Consider the following 17932-nt stretch of genomic DNA (forward strand, 5'->3'; position numbering starts at 1 on the left):
CGCCCGCAACTAGCGCAGATCTTTTACTGCAACATGGTCCATATCATCAAAGACCTGGTTTTCGCCGACCATGCCCCAAATGAACGTATAAGCTTTTGTGCCGACACCGGAGTGAATAGACCAGCTTGGAGAAATCACCGCCTGCTCGTTGTGCATCACAATATGACGCGTTTCCTGAGGCTGACCCATCATGTGGAAGACGCAGGTGTCTTCTTCCATATTGAAGTAGAAATAGACTTCCATACGACGTTCATGGGTATGACACGGCATGGTGTTCCACAGGTTACCCGGTGCCAGTTCAGTCAGACCCATGCTCAACTGGCAGGTTTCCAGAACATCCGGCACAAAGTATTTGTTGATGGTACGACGGTTACTGGTGAGGTCATCACCCAGCGTCACTGGCGCAACGTCTGCAGGCGTGACTTTCTTAGTTGGGTAAGTCGTGTGTGCCGGCGCGCAGTTGTAGTAAAACTTCGCCGGTTTCGCCGTATCAATACTGGCGAATACCACTTCTTTTGCCCCTTTTCCGACGTACAGCGCGTCGCGATGACCAATTTCATAGCACTGGCCGTCAACGGTAATCGTGCCCGGGCCGCCGATATTGATCACACCCAGCTCACGACGTTCGAGGAAATAGGTTACGCCCAGCTGTTTGCCGACTTCGCCACCCACAGAGACGGTTTTGGCCACTGGCATAATGCCGCCAACAATGATGCGGTCGATGTGGCTGTAGACCATGGTGTATTCATCTGCGACAAACACTTCTTCGACCAAAAACTCATTACGCAGCCCCTGAGTGTCCAGGGTTTTCGCATGCGCACTATGGATGCTTTGTCTTACGTCCACATTTACCTCCAGTGATAAATTGACCGTGAATGCTTAAACGAATAGCAAAACGCTGTTCCGTTTTATCTTATGCGCTCATGATATCCCTCCCTGAATGTGTTTTCAATTATAACTAAAACGATGTTTCACTTTTTCCGCATCTTATTATCAAAAGTGTAAGTGCGATCACGCTAGCGCATATAAATCGCAAAATCTGTTTCAATAAAATCATTTAAAACAATTAGATAGATAAAAACACAAAAAAGTAGATCAATAGTGGCAGGGATAAGATATTGAAAATACAGCCAGGCTCATACGTCATTCACACACCTTTTCTAACAAAGTGCGCTATCAATCACATGAAATGAAACAACGTTTTGATATGTTGACAGGGTTTAGAGTGTATGTTTCTGTAACTGGCCTTGCCCTCCTGTTGGAGGGCTTTTTTATAGATGCAGGAGAAAGTCATCAGAAAAGGCGTTAAAGCAGAGAAATCGAAGGGAAATTAGTCTCGTTCGATAGCGAGCGCCACCCCCTGACCACCACCAATACACAGCGTTGCCAGGCCCTTGTGCGCCCGACGTTTCACCATTTCATGTACCAGCGAAACCAGAATACGACAGCCAGAAGCGCCAATCGGATGGCCGAGCGCAATGGCCCCGCCGTTCACATTCACCCGCCGTTCATCCCACTCCAGCATTTTCCCAACGGATAATGCCTGCGCGGCGAAGGCTTCATTAGCTTCGATAAGATCAACATCAGCCAGTTGCCAGCCCACACGCTCAAGGCAGCGGCGTGTTGCATACACTGGCGCAATCCCCATGAGCGCAGGGTCGACTCCGACGCTGGCAAAGGCGCGAATACGGGCCAACACAGGTAAGTTAAGTTCCTGCGCCTTGGCCTCGCTCATCATCATTACCGCAGCGGCACCGTCGTTGATGGATGACGCGTTACCCGCCGTTACCGAACCAAGTCTGTCAAAGGTAGGATCCAGACGCGCCAGCCCTTCGGCGCTGGCATCGGTACGCGGTTGTTCGTCGGTGTCCACCACGAACGATTGCCCATTACGCTGTGTTACCACCGGCACGATTTCATCTTTAAAGCGTCCGGCATCAATTGCCATCCGCGCTTTGTGCTGCGAGTGTAGCGCGTAGGCATCCTGCAATTCGCGGCTGATTCCGTATTCTCGCGCCAGGTTTTCCGCGGTAACGCCCATGTGATAATCGTTGAAGGCATCCCACAGACCGTCATGTACCAGGCTGTCGACCAGTTGGCTGTTCCCCAGCTGTGCGCCAGTGCGGCTATCAGTAAGGACATGCGGTGCACGGCTCATATTCTCTTGCCCGCCCGCAATCACAATGTCGGCTTCGCCACACTGGATAGCCTGGGTCGCCAGATGCAGCGCTTTCAGACCCGAGCCACAGACATCGTTAATGGTGATGGCGGAAACGGTATTGGGTAGCCCACCATTGATGGCAGACTGACGCGCAGGGTTCTGCCCGGCACCTGCGGTAAGCACCTGTCCGAGGATCACTTCATCCACAGCGTGAACGTCCACGCCCGTGCGTTCCAGTAACGCCTTGACCACCATGCTGCCTAACTCAACGGCAGAGTGGTGCGCCAGCGTCCCCTGGAAGCAGCCAATCGGTGTCCTTAATGCCCCGACGATCACAACCTCTTTCATCACTACCTCAGCGCAAAATAACACCGCAATAGTAGATGATTGTTAAAAATAGTTATCAAGGTTGTTTAAAAACGGTGATTTTTATCACAAAGGAAATTCGTATCACTTATTGGTCATCTGAACGCCACTCTGCTGTAAATGGTCACGCAGCCAACTTCCTGCCACACCAGGCGGTGATTTCTTATTCCACAACAGATCGATAGAGATAGCCTTTGGCCAGCCAGGCATCTTTAATTGCACCAGTGGTTTTTCTGCCGCAAACTCCTCCACCAGCGCACAAGGGAGCGCGCACCAGCCGAATCCCTGAACAGCCATACTTAGCAATAACAGATAGTTAGGAGCAGACCAGACGGGGCCGCGCGCCACGTTGGTGCCGCTTTCCAGATAGGTATTCAAACGCAGCTCGCGCCAGGTGTGTAGCTGCTCCCACTGCAGTTTTTCTTGAGCCGCGAGCGGATGCGACGCTGCAACGTATAATCCCATCCAGGTTTGCATCGGCAGACGCGTAACGCCCATGTCGGTCGGGTAATCTTCCCGCGCCTCGATCAACCCCACCTGAGCACGTCCTTTTTGCAGCAGATCGATCACGTCTTCATCTTCGCCAATCAGGCATTCAAACTCGGTATGGGGAAACTTGCGATCAAACTGCACCATCAACTCTTCCAGCACATCCGGATGCAGCGTGTCAGACAGCACAAAGGTCAGACGCGCCTCAGTTTCACCCGACAGCGAGATCGCCGCCTCATCGAGACGTTCGCTGGCCGTCAGAATAGCCTGCACATAGCCCAACACCCGCTTACCTTCCTCGGTCAGCGTTGGCTGGCGGGATGAGCGGTCAAACAGCGCAAAACCAAGATCGGCTTCCAGATGCGCAATGGCCGTACTGATAGTGGACTGGCTTTTACGCAGCCGCCGGGCCGCCGCAGAAAATGAACCGCAGGAAACGGTCTCCACAAACGCCGTTAATGCTTCAGGAGAATAACGCATGATCTATCTACTTTATCGATGGATACTATCTTTTAGATATCACATAAAACGATAAAATTGCCACCATTCCGTTATCCGGGCATCAAAGAAGGTTTTAGGTTATGCAACACGATACTGTCCAACGCCGCTCGTTAGTGGAGCGTATTTTTCATGCCGTCTGCTTTGAAGGCATTGCCACCGCGATCCTCGCACCAACCACCGCATGGTTGATGCAGCGCTCGGTGCTGGAAATGGGCGGACTGACCATTCTTCTCGCCACCACAGCGATGATCTGGAATATCATTTATAACGCCCTGTTTGACCGTTTGTGGCCGTCGCACCTGGTAAAACGTACGGCGAAAGTGCGAGCATTTCACGCCTTAGGCTTCGAGAGCGGTTTTATTGTGATTGGGGTGAGCATCGTGGCGTATGTGCTGAACGTCAGCCTGGTTCAGGCATTCACGCTGGAAATAGGTTTCTTCCTGTTCTTCCTGCCGTACACCATGTTCTATAACTGGGCTTATGACACGTTACGCGAGCGCGTTATGAAGCGCCGCCAGCAGCGCGTTACTGCCTGATAATTAAAATAATAGTCGGAATCTTCTCGGTTCCGGCTATTGTCCCATTCACTCGCCCGCTTGTTCACACCTCCCCCAGCCCCTGCCATTTGTGGTAAATTGCGCTTCTTTTTGTTTATTTTATAGTTGATACGTTCAAATAATGTCGAAATTTTGGTCAAAAGAAGAGACTCTCTGGAGCTTCGCACTATATGGGACTGCCGTCGGCGCAGGAACCCTATTCCTACCCATACAGCTGGGTTCTGCAGGCGCGGTGGTATTGTTTATCACCGCACTCGTCGCCTGGCCTTTAACCTACTGGCCGCACAAGGCGCTGTGTCAGTTTATCCTGTCCTCAAAAACGTCGGCTGGTGAAGGGATCACTGGCGCGGTTACCCACTACTACGGCAAGAAGATTGGCAGCCTGATCACCACCCTCTATTTTATTGCCTTCTTTGTGGTGGTGCTGATCTACGCCGTAGCGATAACCAATTCACTCACTGAACAGCTGGCAAAACATATCACTATCGATCTGCGGATCCGCATGTTGGTCAGCCTTGGCGTGGTGCTGGTGCTGAACCTGATTTTTCTGATGGGCCGACAAGCCACTATTCGGGTCATGGGCTTTTTGGTGTTCCCGCTCATCGCGTACTTTTTGTTCCTTTCGCTCTACCTGACCGGAAGCTGGCAGCCAACGCTACTCACCGGCCAGATGTCTTTCGATCAGCACACGCTTCATCAGGTTTGGATATCTATTCCCGTGATGGTTTTCGCTTTTAGCCATACGCCAATTATCTCTACGTTCGCCATCGACAGACGAGAGAAATACGGCGAGCAGGCCATGGGTAAATGCAAAAAAATCATGAAGGTAGCCTACGTCATCATCTGCCTGAGCGTACTGTTTTTCGTCTTCAGCTGCTTGCTTTCGATTCCGACAAACTATATCGAAGACGCGAAAAATGAAGGCGTGACGATTCTTTCCGCGCTGTCGATGATGCCAAACGCACCGGCATGGCTGTCGATTTCCGGGATCATCGTTGCCGTTGTCGCGATGTCAAAATCGTTCCTCGGCACCTACTTTGGCGTGATTGAAGGGGCAACGGAGGTAGTAAAAACGTCGTTGCATCAGGTGGGTGTGAAGAAAAGCCGGGCCTTTAACCGCGCTCTGTCCATCATGCTTGTCTCGGCTATCACGTTTATCATCTGCTGCATTAATCCTAATGCCATTTCAATGATTTACGCGATAAGCGGCCCGCTGATTGCCATGATTCTGTTTATCATGCCGACATTGTCTACCTATCTGATCCCGGCGCTGAAGCCGTACCGTTCAGTGGGTAATCTGATCACCCTGATTGTCGGTCTGCTGTGCGTATCTGTGATGTTTTTTGGCTAGAACGTGTTGTTTAACGGCTCATTCTCCTGAAAGTGGGTGCGATGTCGTTCAGTTAACGACTCAATTTCAGAAAGTTTCAACCTGTGTTGGCGGAAGTAATGAACATGCTATCTCAGAGAAGGGTTCCGTTCACCTCATGTTCATCGTTTCTCTGAAGCACCGATTCCTGTGAACGTGCAAGGGAGGCTCACCGCCGCCTCCCTTGCAACCCAGGCTCCCGGCGGGAAAATCGTCGCTACGCGATTCATTCGTCTTATGCCGTCTGCCTGTCGGGTCGGGGCCGAGCCTGCGTCCATGCAGCCCGTCCCCTCTGTCCGCATCCCTGCGGACAGCCCCGGTCAGACGTCAACTCCTCATCGATTTTCAGCCGGACCCGAGTCATCGCTTCAACGCTCTGATTTCCAGTTAAATCTGTTTTGCTGTTCAGACCAAAAACGCAGATGGTGAGGTGTGGGCTGGTCCGGCTGAAAATTGCCGACGTGTTTCCGTAAGCCCGGGAGAGCCAGCATGGATGCTGGCTCAGGGCGCGCTTTGCAGGGATGCTTCCTCGCGCCCGACCCGGTAGCCTGGAGGAATAAGCGGAGGGGACCGCGGAGCGGCAATTTTCCCGCCGGGAGCCGGGATTGTAAAGGGCGTGGCGAAGAACGCCCTTTACACGTTCACGGGTATCAATGCTTCAGAAAAATAACACTGCTGAGGTGAACGGAACCCTGAGAAAGAATCACATGTTCACCCTACATGCTTAACTGGACGGTATTGAACGTGGATGAGCCGTTAAACTGACTTATTTGATGTACGAATCCAGCACTTTCAGGACCACATCCAAATCCTCTTCGCGCTTAATTTCATCGCCTTGATGCACAATGTGCTCGGTCAGATGACCTTTAATCACTTCACGCATTAATCCGTTTACTGCCCCGCGGATCGCCGCTATTTGCTGCAATACTGCCGCGCATTCATGCGGTTCATCCAGCATGGTTTTCAACGCCGCTACCTGCCCCTGAATCTTGCTGGTTCGGGCTTTCAGCTTTTGTTTGTCGCGGATCGTATGTGACATAACTTTACCTTTTTAACGTCTGGCTGTAGGGACAATACCATCGACATTCTACTGGGGGGTAGTATTTGATACTGGGGGGGAGTAGAATCAGGCGAAATTAAACAACTAAGAATCATTCTCATGGGTGAGTTTTCTACGCTTCTTCAGCAAGGTAACGCCTGGTTTTTCATTCCCAGCGCGATTCTATTGGGTGTGTTGCACGGTCTGGAACCGGGGCATTCCAAGACGATGATGGCGGCCTTTATTATTGCCATTAAGGGGACCATCAAACAGGCGGTGATGCTGGGGCTGGCAGCAACGCTGTCGCATACCGCCGTGGTATGGCTGATTGCGCTCGGTGGGATGTATATCAGCAAAGCGTTTACTGCCCAGGCCGTTGAGCCATGGCTGCAGTTTGTCTCGGCGATTATTATTCTCGGAACCGCATTCTGGATGTTCTGGCGAACCTGGCAGGGAGAGCAGAACTGGCTGGCCCAGACGCATCACGACCACAATCACGAGCATCACCACCACCATGATCATGATGACCATCATCATGACCACGATGACGATCATCATCATCATCACGAACACGAGCATAATCACGACCATGCCGCACTGGTAGGATTCACCGAAGGCTCGAAAGAGTATCAGGATGCCCACGAACGGGCGCATGCCACCGATATTCAGCGCCGCTTTGCGGGCAAAGAGGTCACCAACGGCCAAATATTACTGTTCGGTCTGACCGGCGGGCTTATCCCGTGCCCAGCCGCCATTACGGTGCTGCTGATTTGCATCCAGCTCAAAGCCTTCACGCTGGGTGCGACCATGGTGCTGTGCTTCAGCCTCGGGCTGGCGCTGACGCTGGTAACGGTGGGCGTGGGAGCGGCAATCAGCGTGCAGCAGGCGGCCAAACGCTGGAGCGGATTTAACACGATGGCACGCAAAGCCCCCTATTTTTCCAGTGTGCTCATTGCGATGGTCGGTTTATATATGGGGATTCACGGCTATATGGGGATCGTCGGTTAACACTAAGAGAGCGCAGCAGCGCTTGCCGCTGCGCGTAAAACCAGGCTAGCTTGCGACATTCCCCCACACCAGTTGCCCTTTATGGAAGGTCGCGGTGCGTGGGGAAATTCGCGCGACCGCTTCCGCCGAACAGGAGGCATCCACCAGCACAAAGCTGGCTTCATCCTGCGCTTTCGGCCAGACGCGCTCGCCTTTATCGTTAAGCGGCAACACATCGCCGGTGGCGAGGAACAACGCCCGCGACAGGTTCAGTTCGTTGGGGCGAATATAGAGCTGGGCGTACAGATTCGCCTTCTCCAGCATGTCTCCCAGCCCGTACGGCGACCAGTGGTCAATCACGCTGTCGGTGCCGGTAATCACCTCCACGCCTTTGTCTCTCAGCTGCTTGAGCGGCATGTGCAAGGTGCCGATCGGCACCGTCGAGGCAATTGTAATCTGCTGCGCCGCCATACGGGTCGCCAGCGCGTCAACCTGCTGCTCGTTCAGCGTTGCCAGCGCAAACGCGTGGCTGATGGTCAGTTTGCCCTTTAGCTGCGGCGTTTTCTCCACCGTTTCCACCATGTAATTCACCGCCGCCACACCCGCCGGACTGGTTTCATGCAGATGGATATCTACGCCTTTATCGTAATCCAGCGCAATCTGGAACATGGTGTCGAGGGATTTTTCCATCGCTCCATCGACGCTGGTTGGGTCCAGACCGCCGACGTAATGCGCTCCCGCCTGCATCGCTTCGCGCATCAGCGGTTCAGATTTTGATAACAGCAGGCCATGCTGCGGAAATGCCACGATTTCACAGGCAAAACCCGGTTGACGACGCGCCAGTACCGCCTGCAGGTTTTCGAGATTTTTCAGCCCGGAAACCGGTTCGATATTACAGTGGCTGCGCGCGATCGAGGTGCCTTTTGACTGCAGTAGATCGATCAGCTTTTCCGCGCGCTCCTGTGTGTAAGGCTGGAGTTCAGGCAGCAGCTTTTGTTCCAGGCGGATCATATCCTGAATAGTGGTGCCAGCCGGACGGTTCAGTGAACGCCAGGGACCGCCGTAAAAGGTTTTATCCAGATGGATGTGCATGTCGCGCATGGCGGGCAGCATCAGCTTTCCTCCCGCATCATAGTGCGGCAGCGTCGCATCCGGATGCTGCTTATTCTCGCGCAGCGCAACAATTTTCCCGTCCTGGATTTCAACGGTTTGTAGCGCGGTACGGGTATGCACCACCACCGAGTTTTCGTAATCAAACCCGGCTTCCAGCAGGACGTTATCCAGGTAATAGTGCTTATCGTTAATCGTCATTGTGCTCTTCGACCCGCAGGTGTTCCCGACAGGATTAGCAGCATACGCGACCGGAGCCACTGCGCCAAACAGCGCGGCAGCTGTCACCATTTTTCCACTCTGACTTAAAAAGTCACGGCGGCTGTTACTTTCCTTCATTCACGTTTCCTCTCAGGAATGGACAATATGGGTGCCCGTTTCGCCACGCAGTGCGGCAGGCAGGCATTCCGGCGTGGTGATGATCACTCGTTTACCGCCACGCTCCAGAAACGCCAGGCTGGCAACGATCTTGGGTAACATGCTGCCAGGCGGGAAATGTCCCTCCTGCATGTAACGGGTCATCGTTGCGACATCCACCGTATCCAGCGCCTGCTGGTTGGGTTTGCCAAAATGAATACAGACCTGCTCGACGCCGGTGGTGATCACCAAAATGTCGGCGCGGATCTCCTGCGCCAGTAGCGCCGTGGAGAGATCTTTATCAATCACCGCGTCCACGCTCTGGTAATCCCCTTGATCGCTACGCACCACCGGGATCCCGCCGCCGCCCGCACCAATAACCACAAAGCCTTGCTGGGTCAGCGTTTTGATCGCCTCCGCCTCGACAATGCGCTTCGGTTGTGGAGAGGCGACTACCCGACGGTAGCCGCGCCCCGAATCCTCAACAAAGCGCCAGCCCGGATTGACCCGCTGCAGTTCATCACGCTGCACTTCGCTAAAGAACGCGCCAATGGGCTTGGTCGGATTAGCGAAGCCCGGATCGTTTTTGTCGACCTCCACCTGCGTGACCACCGTAACTGCCCTCTGCTCACCGCGCCGCGCCAGACGGTTATTCAGCGCCTGTTGGATCAGGTAACCGATACCGCCCTGCGTATCAGCAACGCAGTTTGCCAGCGGGGTAAGCGGCAGCCCTTCACGCTCGTGCGCGATTTCCGCACGCCGCAGATCCAGCCCTACCTGTGGCCCGTTACCGTGCGTCAGCACAATGTTGTAGTCCGATGCCAGCATCTCCAGCACCGTATCCGCTACCGCTTTCACCGCTTCAGCCTGGTGTTCAATCGACTGGCTGGCGTTATCTTTGATAATGCTGTTGCCGCCAATGGCAACGACCACAAGTTCTTTCATAGTGTTATCTTCCGCTTGCAGGCAATTCAGGTCGTTTTCGTCGGTTCCTGCTCAGGCGCAGTCACCGCTTCACGGCTATCAAGAAGATGCTTGAGGACAAACATGCCGCTCATCATCAGGTAGGCCACAACAAACATCATCGAGCTGCCTTCCGCAAAGCCAACCGCCGGGGAGTGGATCACGCCAAACAGTGATAACAGCGCACCAAAGGCTGCGGCAATCGCCCCGCGTAACGGCTTGTTCATAATGGCGAAGATAGCGACGCAGCCCCACAGCATGCTGGCCAGCGGTGCGCCGCTTCCCAGATGCACCAGTCCGTCGTAATAGACACCTTTGCTGTGCAGCAAGTCACTACCCAGTTTCCCCGCGGATGTTCCGGCGGCCCCCATCACGCTGTTGACGATGGTCAATGCCCAGTTGGCGATCCACGGGAACAGACAGATGAAGATAACGGGAACCTCGACTTTGGGCGTTTCTCGCACCACCTGGTTGGCGGTCACCACGCCGATAAACACCAGAATCGGCACTATCGCGGTCATCGGAATAATGGCGAGCATAAACGCGCCCAGCCCAAACAGCGGCACCAGGAACATGGTGATGCCTGAAGCGAGGGTATAGCCGATGCTGGCGCCCATCGCTTTCCAGCCCGCATGCCCAACATATACGGTCACCGGGAACGGGTTACCCAGCATGCAGCCGAGCATGGAGGCAAAGCCGTTCGCCATCATGACCTTACGGGTGTTGTACTCATCGCCCGCCGCGTGCGCACTTTCAATGTTCTCAAGGTCAAAAATATAGTTCGCCAGGCCCAAAGGAACTGCAGAAGCCAGATACGGCAGTGCGTGCGGTAAACCTTGCAAGAAGCTGTCGACATGAATTTCCGGCGGGTTGAAGCCAAAGGAAGACATCGACGCTTTAATGGCTTCCGGGCTTTGTAAACCGGAGATCCACGCCAGGGCCGTACCGGCAATCAGCAGCAGCAAACCGGTAGGAATACGGGCAAAAATCGGCTTCTTACCGAACCAGTTAATGAAGATCAGCAACAGGACGATGAAAGAAACCGTCGGCGCTTCGAATGCCTGCAGCATCGGGTTCATCGCCAGCAGCAACAGCCCCAGGCCGGACAGACAAGAAAGCAGTACCGTACGCGGGATCATCTTGCGGATGGTCTCGCCCAGGAAGGAGCCGCCGACCAGGATCAACGCTTCGACAAAGCACCACACCAGGGCTATCTGGATAGCGAAGTTGGCATCTTTGGTTTGCTGATAAACCGGCATCAGCACCAGGAAGGTCACGGTGAAGATTGACGGTGCACTCGGTCCGGACGGCAGCGCCGTTACGTCGTTACGCCCGGTGTGCTTTGCCATCTGCAGGCCAAACCAGGCGTAGCAGACGCTGGCCACCAGCACCGCCAGACCAAAGGCAGGCGCAATGCGACCATAGACAATTTCGGTAGGGATCCCGACGACAAAAATGAGCAGCCCCATCATTGTCAGCAGGTTAGTCAGGTTGTTGGTCATCAGCCCAAAGTAAGCCGCCCAGTCACCACGTTTCCATTCTAGTTTTATGCTGTTCATGGAATATCCTTAACAGGTTAAGCATCATTTGCGATCGCGGAGATCGCCCAGCCCTGCAGGTAAGCAACGTTTTTCGCTTCGCTACTGTGGGGCTAACCGCGTTAGCCCCGGTTATTGTTATTGGCAGTAGCGGTCGCGCCAGTTGAGGATCGCCTTTTCAAAACAGGCGAACGGCGGGTGAACTATTCCGGCGCCGATCATGCCGATCCCCGCGTCTTTGTGCGCAATAGCGGTGTTGATCACCGGCAGAATGCCAGTGCTGCCTACGCGCGTAATATCGATAGCGGTCGGTACGCCCATAAAACCAAGCAGTGGAATGGTGACGTTGGGGTTTTCGCCGAGAGTGATTTCTCGCATCTGGCGAGAGAAATCAACGGCCTCTTCGACCGTACCGCCCACCAGCGCTACGATGGCCGGTGCCGTCGCCATCGCGAAACCGCCAATGCCGTAGGTTTCTGTTATCGCGCTATCGCCGATATCACGTCCGGAATCTTCCGGCTTGTAGCCCGCAAACATCGGCCCAATCACCTGCTGCGCCGGACCGGTAAACCACTGGCCCGGTAAGCCGCTAATGCGCAGACCGAACTCAACGCCGTTGCGCGCCATCGTCGTCACCACGGTGCTGTATTCAATACCGTGTGCAGCGTCCATTGCGGCTTTACACATCGCCATCCAGGTCGGTCCGGAGAAGTAATCACTACTAAGGACGAACTCGAACACCTCACGTTGCTGTTCAACCGGATAGCCGGTCTGAATAATCCACGGCGTCAGCGCCTGAATCAGCAGCGCCGTCCCGGCGTTGTTGCGGTTATGGCACTCATCACCCATGTGCAATGCCTGCGCCAGCATCAGGCGCAGATCGATTTCGCCCGCCAGTTTCATAGCGTCGCGCAGCATCGGTCCCAGCACATCGCGCATCCAGTTCAAACGATCGATAACGCTCTGATCGTTCGCGCCCATGCGCAGGATCTTCGCCATCTGCTCGCTCATATTGGTATATGCGCGGTTGCCATAGGTTTTGTTCTCGACGATGTGCATAAACATCGATGCCGATGTCACGCCCGCCATCGAGCCGACACAGTCATGCTCGTGGCACGGAGAGAAGATGATTTCACCCGAGGCGGCCAGTTCGGCGGCTTCATCCAGATCTTTCGCCAGCCCTTCAAAGACCAGCGCCCCGGTTACCGCCCCCTTCATTGCGCCGCACATTTTTTCCCAGCGGATTGGCGGCCCGGCGTGCAGGATGGTGTTACGGGTCATGCCCGGCACGACGTTGATCGCCTGGTCATAGCCAATCAGCACCGGATGCGACTGGATAATGCGTTCCAGCGCCTGCTGGTTAGCGGCCGCGATTTTGTCTGCCAGCGGCGAATCGGCAATGTCGTCCAGCGCAGCCACGACCTGCATGTTGCCCTGCCCCGGCGGCGTCCAGTCGAGCTGGGTCACCGGTACGTTCTGCTTTTTCAGGTCATCGCTGAACATCGCGATGCCAACGTTAATCACGTTCAGCGGCTGGTTAAACAGTGTCTGGCTCATCAGGCTTCCTCCCCTTTACAGATAAATTCACGCGCCAGCAATCCGGTGTTGGTGCTACTGCTCGCCCAGATAACCCCGGCGTCGGTCAGCATCTGACACTGTTTTTCCAGCGACGGCGTATCAAGATCGGTTCCCAGCACATAGCCGAGGATCTCAAGCGGACGACCGTCTGCGGCGGCGATCGCTTTGGCTTCAACGATCGCATCGAGCATCACGCCAACCGGATCTTCATGCGATCCAAATCCAAGGACGAAGTCCATCACGATCACGCCAACTTCAGGATCGCGCGCTTCCTGTAACAGACGACTAATGCGGTTGGTGGGATCGATCATCGGGTGCGGTTTGCCGTTGGTAAAATCGTCATCACCGAAATCGAGGAAGGTATGCGCCACGCTGCGGTTGAGATCTTTCAGGCGGAATGCCGGATCCGGATGAATGTTGCTGTAAACTTCGGCATGTTTTTCCATGGCAGCAAACATCGCCTCATCGCACAACGTGCCGCCACAGAACAAGCCACGGATGTACTTTTGCTGTGGAGTCAGACGGGCGCGAACCTCTTCAATCAGCGGCCAGTTGAGCGGATGCAGATCCAGACTCTCTTTTTTCACGCCGGTCAGCAGTACCGCTTTCAACGCCGCCTCTTTAGTACCGCGGGCAAACTGCAGGCCTTTTTCATCCGCAGGCGCGGCTTCACGTCCGAGGAAACACACCACCACGGGCTTATGACAGGCGCGCGCACGTTCCAGCACCTTGCGCGCCACCGCTGACGCAGGCGGTTTGGAGATAAGTGCGATGATCTCAGTTTGCGGATCGGCCTCCAGCATGCCAATCGCGTCAAGCATCATCAGGCCGCCAATCTTTTCGCTAAGATCGCGTCCACCTGTGCCAATCAACTGGGAAATTCCGCCGCCAAATTCGTGAATGCGTACGCTCAGCTCCTGGCTGCCGGTACCGGAGGCACCAATAATTCCGATGTTGCCGCGACGCACCGCGTTGCCAAAACACAGCGCCGCGCCGTTAATGATGGCGGTTCCGCAATCTGGCCCCATCATCAACAGTCCTTTTTCATGCGCCAGCTGCTTAAGCGCCAGCTCGTCCTCAAGAGAGACGTTGTCAGAGAACAGCATCACATTGAGGTTATTTTGCAGCGCCTGGCGCGCTTCACGCGCGGCAAACAGGCCATTGACCGAGATCACCGCCAGATTGCTCTCAGGAACATGCTTCTTCGCGCTGGCAAGCGTGGCATATCGCGCTTCATGCTGGCCACCCTGCTCTTTATGCGTAAACAGATCGTCAATCGCCACCAGCGTTTGGTCGTTCGCCGCCTCGCTGGCACCTTTAATGACAATCATCAGATCGCCACTTTTCGCCTCTTCCAGCTCAGGCGTCAGCAGGCCGAGATTCTTCAGCACGCCCTTATTCATCTCTGTCGCCATAGCCACAAACGCCTGCTCAACGCCATCGAGCTTATTTGCGCGCGTGGAGATAGACATCAGTGAGACAGAATCAAAATACGTGTTCTTTTTAACAACTATCCTGATCGACATAATTCCCTCCGGACCTGTGGCTCAGGGCGCAGGCATCCGCCATGCCATACAGCATGTCGCAGCCAGAACTTGAACCGATATTTTTAATGTCAGTAATATATTGCGTAGAAACGAGTTGTTGCTCAGTAATAAATTGGTTCAGCAGCCGTCCGATGCTTTCCCGATAACGCTGATTAAATGCTTCCTCTAGCGTTATTTTGCTAAGTAGCGTCGTATTATTTCCTGCACGTTGCAATGCCGCTAAAAAATCATCTCTATATTTCCTCAGCGGATGTCCGGGAATAAATAAAATGGTGCTTAAGCCTACTAAATAATCATCCGATGAGGGCGTCAGCCCTATCCCCAAACCAATTAAATGGCTGACCGCCGTAGTAATATTTTCTCCTGTACGCAACGCCGTCAGTAATGTTTGTCGGCGGTTGAGTAATTGACGGGTGATTTCCTGATAAAACGGATTGTCACCCCGGTACAGAAATAATGTGTCGTCGCTTCTTAGCTGTTGGCGGATAACCTCTTCCCAGTGCTGCCAGCCGACTGCGGCAAGGCTTGCTGCATCAGATGTCCACCGTGGTATTCGCCACAGCAGGCAACCGGCGGTTTCTATCCATTTATCATTGCCAACAACTATTCCCGACCCGCTAAAATTGACCCGCTCACCGGGGTGAAACAGGTCTTCACAATGCGTCAACGCCAACCGACAGCTGTTAGGTGCGTTATCACAATCTTCACTCAGTAACGTCAGCAGCCGCTGCTGTTCGGGTATCAACAGGTTTACCGCGTGAGAAAAAACCTGTTCAACCCGTCCCGTTCCCCGGAAAGTGAGAAACGCGCTGTCTGCGGTTAGCGCCCGTACGCATCGCCGTGATGGCGTAGCGATAATGGCGCTCCTGTGTCAGGCTCCGGCCGCAATCAGCAGCTCGGCAATTTCGTGGTACCCTTTCTCTCGCGCCAGTTCCAGCGGGGTTTTACCGTATTTATCCGTCATGTGTGGGTTTGCGCCATGGTCGAGCAGCAGCTTAACGATCTCCTGCTGCTTCGCACCGCCGTCATTTAGCACGATGGCTTCCAGGAGTGGCGTCCAGCCAACAAAATTAGTATGGTTGACATTGATATCGGTACGCAGCAGCAGCTCGCGCACGATCTCGACATGACCTTTTTCGCTGGCAGGTGTAATACCAACGCCGCCAAAACGGCTCAGGCAATTGAGGTCGGGGTTAGCGGGTAATACCGTACGCAACAGCGTTAAATCATTCGTCAGGCAGCTAATCAGGAAGGGGTTAAAACAAGTTTGATCTTGTTTATTAATATCGGCACCCGCAGCAATCAATAAAGAAACACAGTCATAATGTTTATTCAGGCTGGCAATAATAATGGCAGTACGCCCCTGGCGGTTAGTGGCGTTAATATCCACATTTTTTGCCAGACAGGATTTTAATCCATCGGCATTGCCCTGTTCTGCCGCCAGCAGAAATTCAGTAATGAGTTCTTTCTCTGACATAATCGCTCTCCTGCAGTTTTTTAGACTTTTTAAATATCCGATAACCTGAGAATAGCAATAGAGTGCAGAGAATAACATCCGCTTAAATTTCATTCATCGTTAGCGCATCGATTATTGAATCAATTTTAACAATGAGGACAAAACGTGCTGTAGTGCAATCTTTCCCTTATGGCTGGGCCCCTTTTAGCCACTAATCAGTAGTCCGGGAAATCAGGCGGTATGCTGCACGGATAGCGGCCTGCAATTAAAATACAGAAGTGTGATTGCCTTCAAATCAAATGTAAAACTGGTGTTAAATTCTGTTCAAAACTGATTGCTCTGTATAAGGATTACAAATACATTCAACAATCATCGTGTTGCGGATGCGCATTGTCGCCGGAGGGGAGAAAGATGAATTCAATATTTACCGAGGAAAACCTACTGGCATTTACGATGGCTGCCCGCTATAGCAGTTTCAGCAAGGCAGCGGAGGAGCTTGGCTTAACCACATCGGCAATTAGTTACACCATTAAGCGCATGGAAATGGGTCTCGACGTGGTGCTGTTTACCCGCAGTACTCGCAGCATTGAGCTGACCGAGTCCGGACGCTATCTGTTTCGCAAGGCGACCGACCTGCTCAACGATTTCCACGCCATCAAGCGCAGCATTGATACCATCGCTCAGGGAATTGAGGCTCGGGTGCGCATCTGCATTAACCAGCTGTTGTATACCCCTCAACATACGGCGAGGCTGCTGCAGGTACTCAAGAAACAGTTTCCAACCTGCCAGATAACCGTCACTACAGAGGTGTATAACGGCGTCTGGGATTCGATCATCAATAACCTGGCCAATATCGCGATTGGCGCGCCCGATACATTACTGGACGGCGGCGGAATTGATTACACCGAGATCGGCGCGATCCGTTGGTCGTTCGCGATTGCCCCGGATCATCCGCTGGCGTTTATGCCTGAACCCATCTCTGAGAGCCAACTGCGCCTGTACCCGAACATCATGGTGGAAGACACCGCGCACACCATCAACAAAAAAGTCGGTTGGCTGTTACACGGTCAAGAGTCGATTCTGGTTCCCGATTTTAATACCAAGTGCCAGTGCCAGATCCTGGGGGAGGGCATCGGTTTTCTGCCAGACTATATGGTGCGCGAGGCGATGGAAAAGTCATTGCTGGTGACACGGCAGATCCACAACCCACGTCAGGATTCACGAATGCTATTGGCAACCCAGCACTCGGCAACCGGTCGTGTCACTCAGTGGATTAAAAAAGAGTTTGGCCCACAAGGGATACTGACGGGGATTTATCAGGATTTACTGCATCGGGCGTGATGCACCGGATGGCTGTTATACCTTCCGGTGCATATAAGATAATCAGGCGCGGATATCGTCGTACTCGCGGGTTTTATCAAATTCATGTTTGGCAAACGGGCACAGCGGAATCACTTTGCGGTTTTCAGCGCGCATCTTCTCTACCACTTTCGCCACCAGCTGTTTGCCGACGCCCTGACCTTTCAGGCTGGGATCAACATCGGTATGTTCAATGATGCTCAGATGCTCGCCCGTCGGCACGAAAACAATCTCGGCAACCTGGTTGCCCTCAGCATCATTGACATAAAACTTGTTATGGCCTGCAAGAATCTCCATGCTTCCCTCACTCATTTTTGGCGATATTTCAGCGCACCGCTCGGACAGGTATCGATGACCTTGATGACCGTGGCAACGTCCACTTCATCCGGAATAATCCACGGTTTACGTTTCAGGTTAAACAGCTTCGCGCTTCCCCGCACGCAATTGCCCGAATGCTGACACATCGCCGTGTTGAAGTAGACGTCAATCTTCTCGCCGGTATAGGCCCGGTAACCTGCATCCAGTAGTTCCTTATCCACGACATTGCCTCGCATT

17 protein-coding genes are annotated in these 17932 nt (G+C 53.6%); 4 read left to right on the plus strand and 13 right to left on the minus strand.

What is annotated here, in order from left to right; genetic code table 11:
• Positions 1-9 precede the first annotated feature (9 nt).
• The 3 genes from kduI to OGX83_RS18810 all read right to left on the minus strand — a co-directional run bounded on the left by kduI (position 10) and on the right by OGX83_RS18810 (position 3496).
• Complete coding sequence (gene kduI, locus OGX83_RS18800) at positions 10-846, minus strand: 5-dehydro-4-deoxy-D-glucuronate isomerase (RefSeq protein ID WP_048215619.1); 837 nt, start codon at positions 844-846, stop codon at positions 10-12.
• 484 nt (positions 847-1330) lie between these two features.
• Positions 1331-2509 (minus strand): acetyl-CoA C-acetyltransferase, encoded by a 1179-nt coding sequence (locus OGX83_RS18805; protein ID WP_286588888.1) that lies wholly within the window; start codon positions 2507-2509, stop codon positions 1331-1333.
• 102 nt (positions 2510-2611) lie between these two features.
• Complete coding sequence (locus tag OGX83_RS18810; RefSeq protein WP_008785722.1) at positions 2612-3496, minus strand: LysR family transcriptional regulator; 885 nt, start codon at positions 3494-3496, stop codon at positions 2612-2614.
• A 101-nt stretch (positions 3497-3597) separates the two neighbouring features.
• Between OGX83_RS18810 and OGX83_RS18815 the strand changes: the two genes are divergently transcribed.
• Together OGX83_RS18815 and OGX83_RS18820 are read left to right on the plus strand one after the other, a co-directional pair.
• The gene (locus tag OGX83_RS18815; RefSeq protein ID WP_008785723.1) at positions 3598-4053 is read left to right on the plus strand and encodes a multidrug/biocide efflux PACE transporter; all 456 of its coding nucleotides are present in this window, start codon (positions 3598-3600) and stop codon (positions 4051-4053) included.
• A 142-nt stretch (positions 4054-4195) separates the two neighbouring features.
• Positions 4196-5425, plus strand: a complete 1230-nt coding sequence (locus tag OGX83_RS18820) for an amino acid permease (protein ID WP_008785724.1) — start codon at positions 4196-4198, stop codon at positions 5423-5425.
• 784 nt (positions 5426-6209) lie between these two features.
• On the opposite strand, the gene rcnR is transcribed toward OGX83_RS18820, so the two are convergent.
• Positions 6210-6482, minus strand: coding sequence for a Ni(II)/Co(II)-binding transcriptional repressor RcnR (gene rcnR, locus OGX83_RS18825; RefSeq protein ID WP_003825567.1), 273 nt, complete (start codon positions 6480-6482; stop codon positions 6210-6212).
• A gap of 120 nt (positions 6483-6602) precedes the next feature.
• On the opposite strand from rcnR, the gene OGX83_RS18830 reads away from it, so the two are divergent.
• Positions 6603-7490, plus strand: a complete 888-nt coding sequence (locus tag OGX83_RS18830; RefSeq protein ID WP_286588889.1) for a nickel/cobalt efflux protein RcnA — start codon at positions 6603-6605, stop codon at positions 7488-7490.
• Between the two features lie 45 nt (positions 7491-7535).
• Here OGX83_RS18830 and OGX83_RS18835 read toward each other — a convergent pair whose 3' ends face one another.
• The 7 genes from OGX83_RS18835 to OGX83_RS18865 all read right to left on the minus strand — a co-directional run bounded on the left by OGX83_RS18835 (position 7536) and on the right by OGX83_RS18865 (position 16039).
• Positions 7536-8918 (minus strand): amidohydrolase family protein, encoded by a 1383-nt coding sequence (locus OGX83_RS18835; protein ID WP_286588890.1) that lies wholly within the window; start codon positions 8916-8918, stop codon positions 7536-7538.
• A gap of 12 nt (positions 8919-8930) precedes the next feature.
• The gene (locus OGX83_RS18840; protein ID WP_008785727.1) at positions 8931-9881 is read right to left on the minus strand and encodes a carbamate kinase family protein; all 951 of its coding nucleotides are present in this window, start codon (positions 9879-9881) and stop codon (positions 8931-8933) included.
• 26 nt (positions 9882-9907) lie between these two features.
• Complete coding sequence (locus OGX83_RS18845) at positions 9908-11458, minus strand: xanthine permease (protein ID WP_286588891.1); 1551 nt, start codon at positions 11456-11458, stop codon at positions 9908-9910.
• A gap of 117 nt (positions 11459-11575) precedes the next feature.
• Positions 11576-12994 carry a YlbE family protein gene (locus OGX83_RS18850; protein WP_008785728.1) on the minus strand — a complete coding sequence of 473 codons (1419 nt, stop codon included), beginning with the start codon at positions 12992-12994 and terminating at the stop codon, positions 11576-11578.
• Positions 12994-14541 carry an acyl-CoA synthetase FdrA gene (fdrA, locus tag OGX83_RS18855; protein ID WP_258735722.1) on the minus strand — a complete coding sequence of 516 codons (1548 nt, stop codon included), beginning with the start codon at positions 14539-14541 and terminating at the stop codon, positions 12994-12996. The genes OGX83_RS18850 and fdrA overlap by 1 nt, the downstream gene beginning before the upstream one ends.
• Entirely contained in the window at positions 14519-15418 is a 900-nt protein-coding gene (locus OGX83_RS18860; RefSeq protein WP_502873523.1) for an oxamate carbamoyltransferase subunit AllH family protein, read from the minus strand. Before OGX83_RS18860 ends, fdrA begins: the two co-directional genes overlap by 23 nt.
• A gap of 15 nt (positions 15419-15433) precedes the next feature.
• Complete coding sequence (locus OGX83_RS18865) at positions 15434-16039, minus strand: ankyrin repeat domain-containing protein (RefSeq protein WP_038633392.1); 606 nt, start codon at positions 16037-16039, stop codon at positions 15434-15436.
• A gap of 390 nt (positions 16040-16429) precedes the next feature.
• On the opposite strand from OGX83_RS18865, the gene OGX83_RS18870 reads away from it, so the two are divergent.
• The gene (locus tag OGX83_RS18870) at positions 16430-17359 is read left to right on the plus strand and encodes a LysR substrate-binding domain-containing protein (RefSeq protein WP_003825551.1); all 930 of its coding nucleotides are present in this window, start codon (positions 16430-16432) and stop codon (positions 17357-17359) included.
• Between the two features lie 42 nt (positions 17360-17401).
• Here the strand turns inward: OGX83_RS18870 and OGX83_RS18875 are convergent, their stop codons facing one another.
• Both OGX83_RS18875 and yjdI read right to left on the minus strand, forming a co-directional pair.
• Positions 17402-17674: a GNAT family N-acetyltransferase gene (locus tag OGX83_RS18875; protein WP_003033869.1), complete on the minus strand. Its 273-nt coding sequence runs from the start codon at positions 17672-17674 to the stop codon at positions 17402-17404.
• 11 nt (positions 17675-17685) lie between these two features.
• Complete coding sequence (yjdI, locus tag OGX83_RS18880) at positions 17686-17916, minus strand: 4Fe-4S mono-cluster protein YjdI (RefSeq protein WP_003825544.1); 231 nt, start codon at positions 17914-17916, stop codon at positions 17686-17688.
• Between the last annotated feature and the right edge of the window lie 16 nt (positions 17917-17932).

Source organism: Citrobacter sp. Cpo074, from assembly GCF_030332745.1.
GTDB classification, from domain to species: Bacteria; Pseudomonadota; Gammaproteobacteria; order Enterobacterales; family Enterobacteriaceae; genus Citrobacter; species Citrobacter portucalensis.

What these genes read in the sequence shown, in the direction of transcription:
- OGX83_RS18875 (WP_003033869.1), bottom strand. Translation starts at nt 17,674, where the DNA reads ATGGAGATTCTTGCAGGCCATAACAAGTTTTATGTCAATGATGCTGAG.
- OGX83_RS18870 (WP_003825551.1), top strand. Translation starts at nt 16,430, where the DNA reads ATGAATTCAATATTTACCGAGGAAAACCTACTGGCATTTACGATGGCT.
- OGX83_RS18845 (WP_286588891.1), bottom strand. Translation starts at nt 11,458, where the DNA reads ATGAACAGCATAAAACTAGAATGGAAACGTGGTGACTGGGCGGCTTAC.
- OGX83_RS18810 (WP_008785722.1), bottom strand. Translation starts at nt 3,496, where the DNA reads ATGCGTTATTCTCCTGAAGCATTAACGGCGTTTGTGGAGACCGTTTCC.
- fdrA (WP_258735722.1), bottom strand. Translation starts at nt 14,541, where the DNA reads ATGTCGATCAGGATAGTTGTTAAAAAGAACACGTATTTTGATTCTGTC.
- OGX83_RS18805 (WP_286588888.1), bottom strand. Translation starts at nt 2,509, where the DNA reads ATGAAAGAGGTTGTGATCGTCGGGGCATTAAGGACACCGATTGGCTGC.
- OGX83_RS18840 (WP_008785727.1), bottom strand. Translation starts at nt 9,881, where the DNA reads ATGAAAGAACTTGTGGTCGTTGCCATTGGCGGCAACAGCATTATCAAA.
- OGX83_RS18830 (WP_286588889.1), top strand. Translation starts at nt 6,603, where the DNA reads ATGGGTGAGTTTTCTACGCTTCTTCAGCAAGGTAACGCCTGGTTTTTC.
- OGX83_RS18820 (WP_008785724.1), top strand. Translation starts at nt 4,196, where the DNA reads ATGTCGAAATTTTGGTCAAAAGAAGAGACTCTCTGGAGCTTCGCACTA.
- OGX83_RS18815 (WP_008785723.1), top strand. Translation starts at nt 3,598, where the DNA reads ATGCAACACGATACTGTCCAACGCCGCTCGTTAGTGGAGCGTATTTTT.
- OGX83_RS18835 (WP_286588890.1), bottom strand. Translation starts at nt 8,918, where the DNA reads ATGAAGGAAAGTAACAGCCGCCGTGACTTTTTAAGTCAGAGTGGAAAA.
- OGX83_RS18850 (WP_008785728.1), bottom strand. Translation starts at nt 12,994, where the DNA reads ATGAGCCAGACACTGTTTAACCAGCCGCTGAACGTGATTAACGTTGGC.
- rcnR (WP_003825567.1), bottom strand. Translation starts at nt 6,482, where the DNA reads ATGTCACATACGATCCGCGACAAACAAAAGCTGAAAGCCCGAACCAGC.
- OGX83_RS18865 (WP_038633392.1), bottom strand. Translation starts at nt 16,039, where the DNA reads ATGTCAGAGAAAGAACTCATTACTGAATTTCTGCTGGCGGCAGAACAG.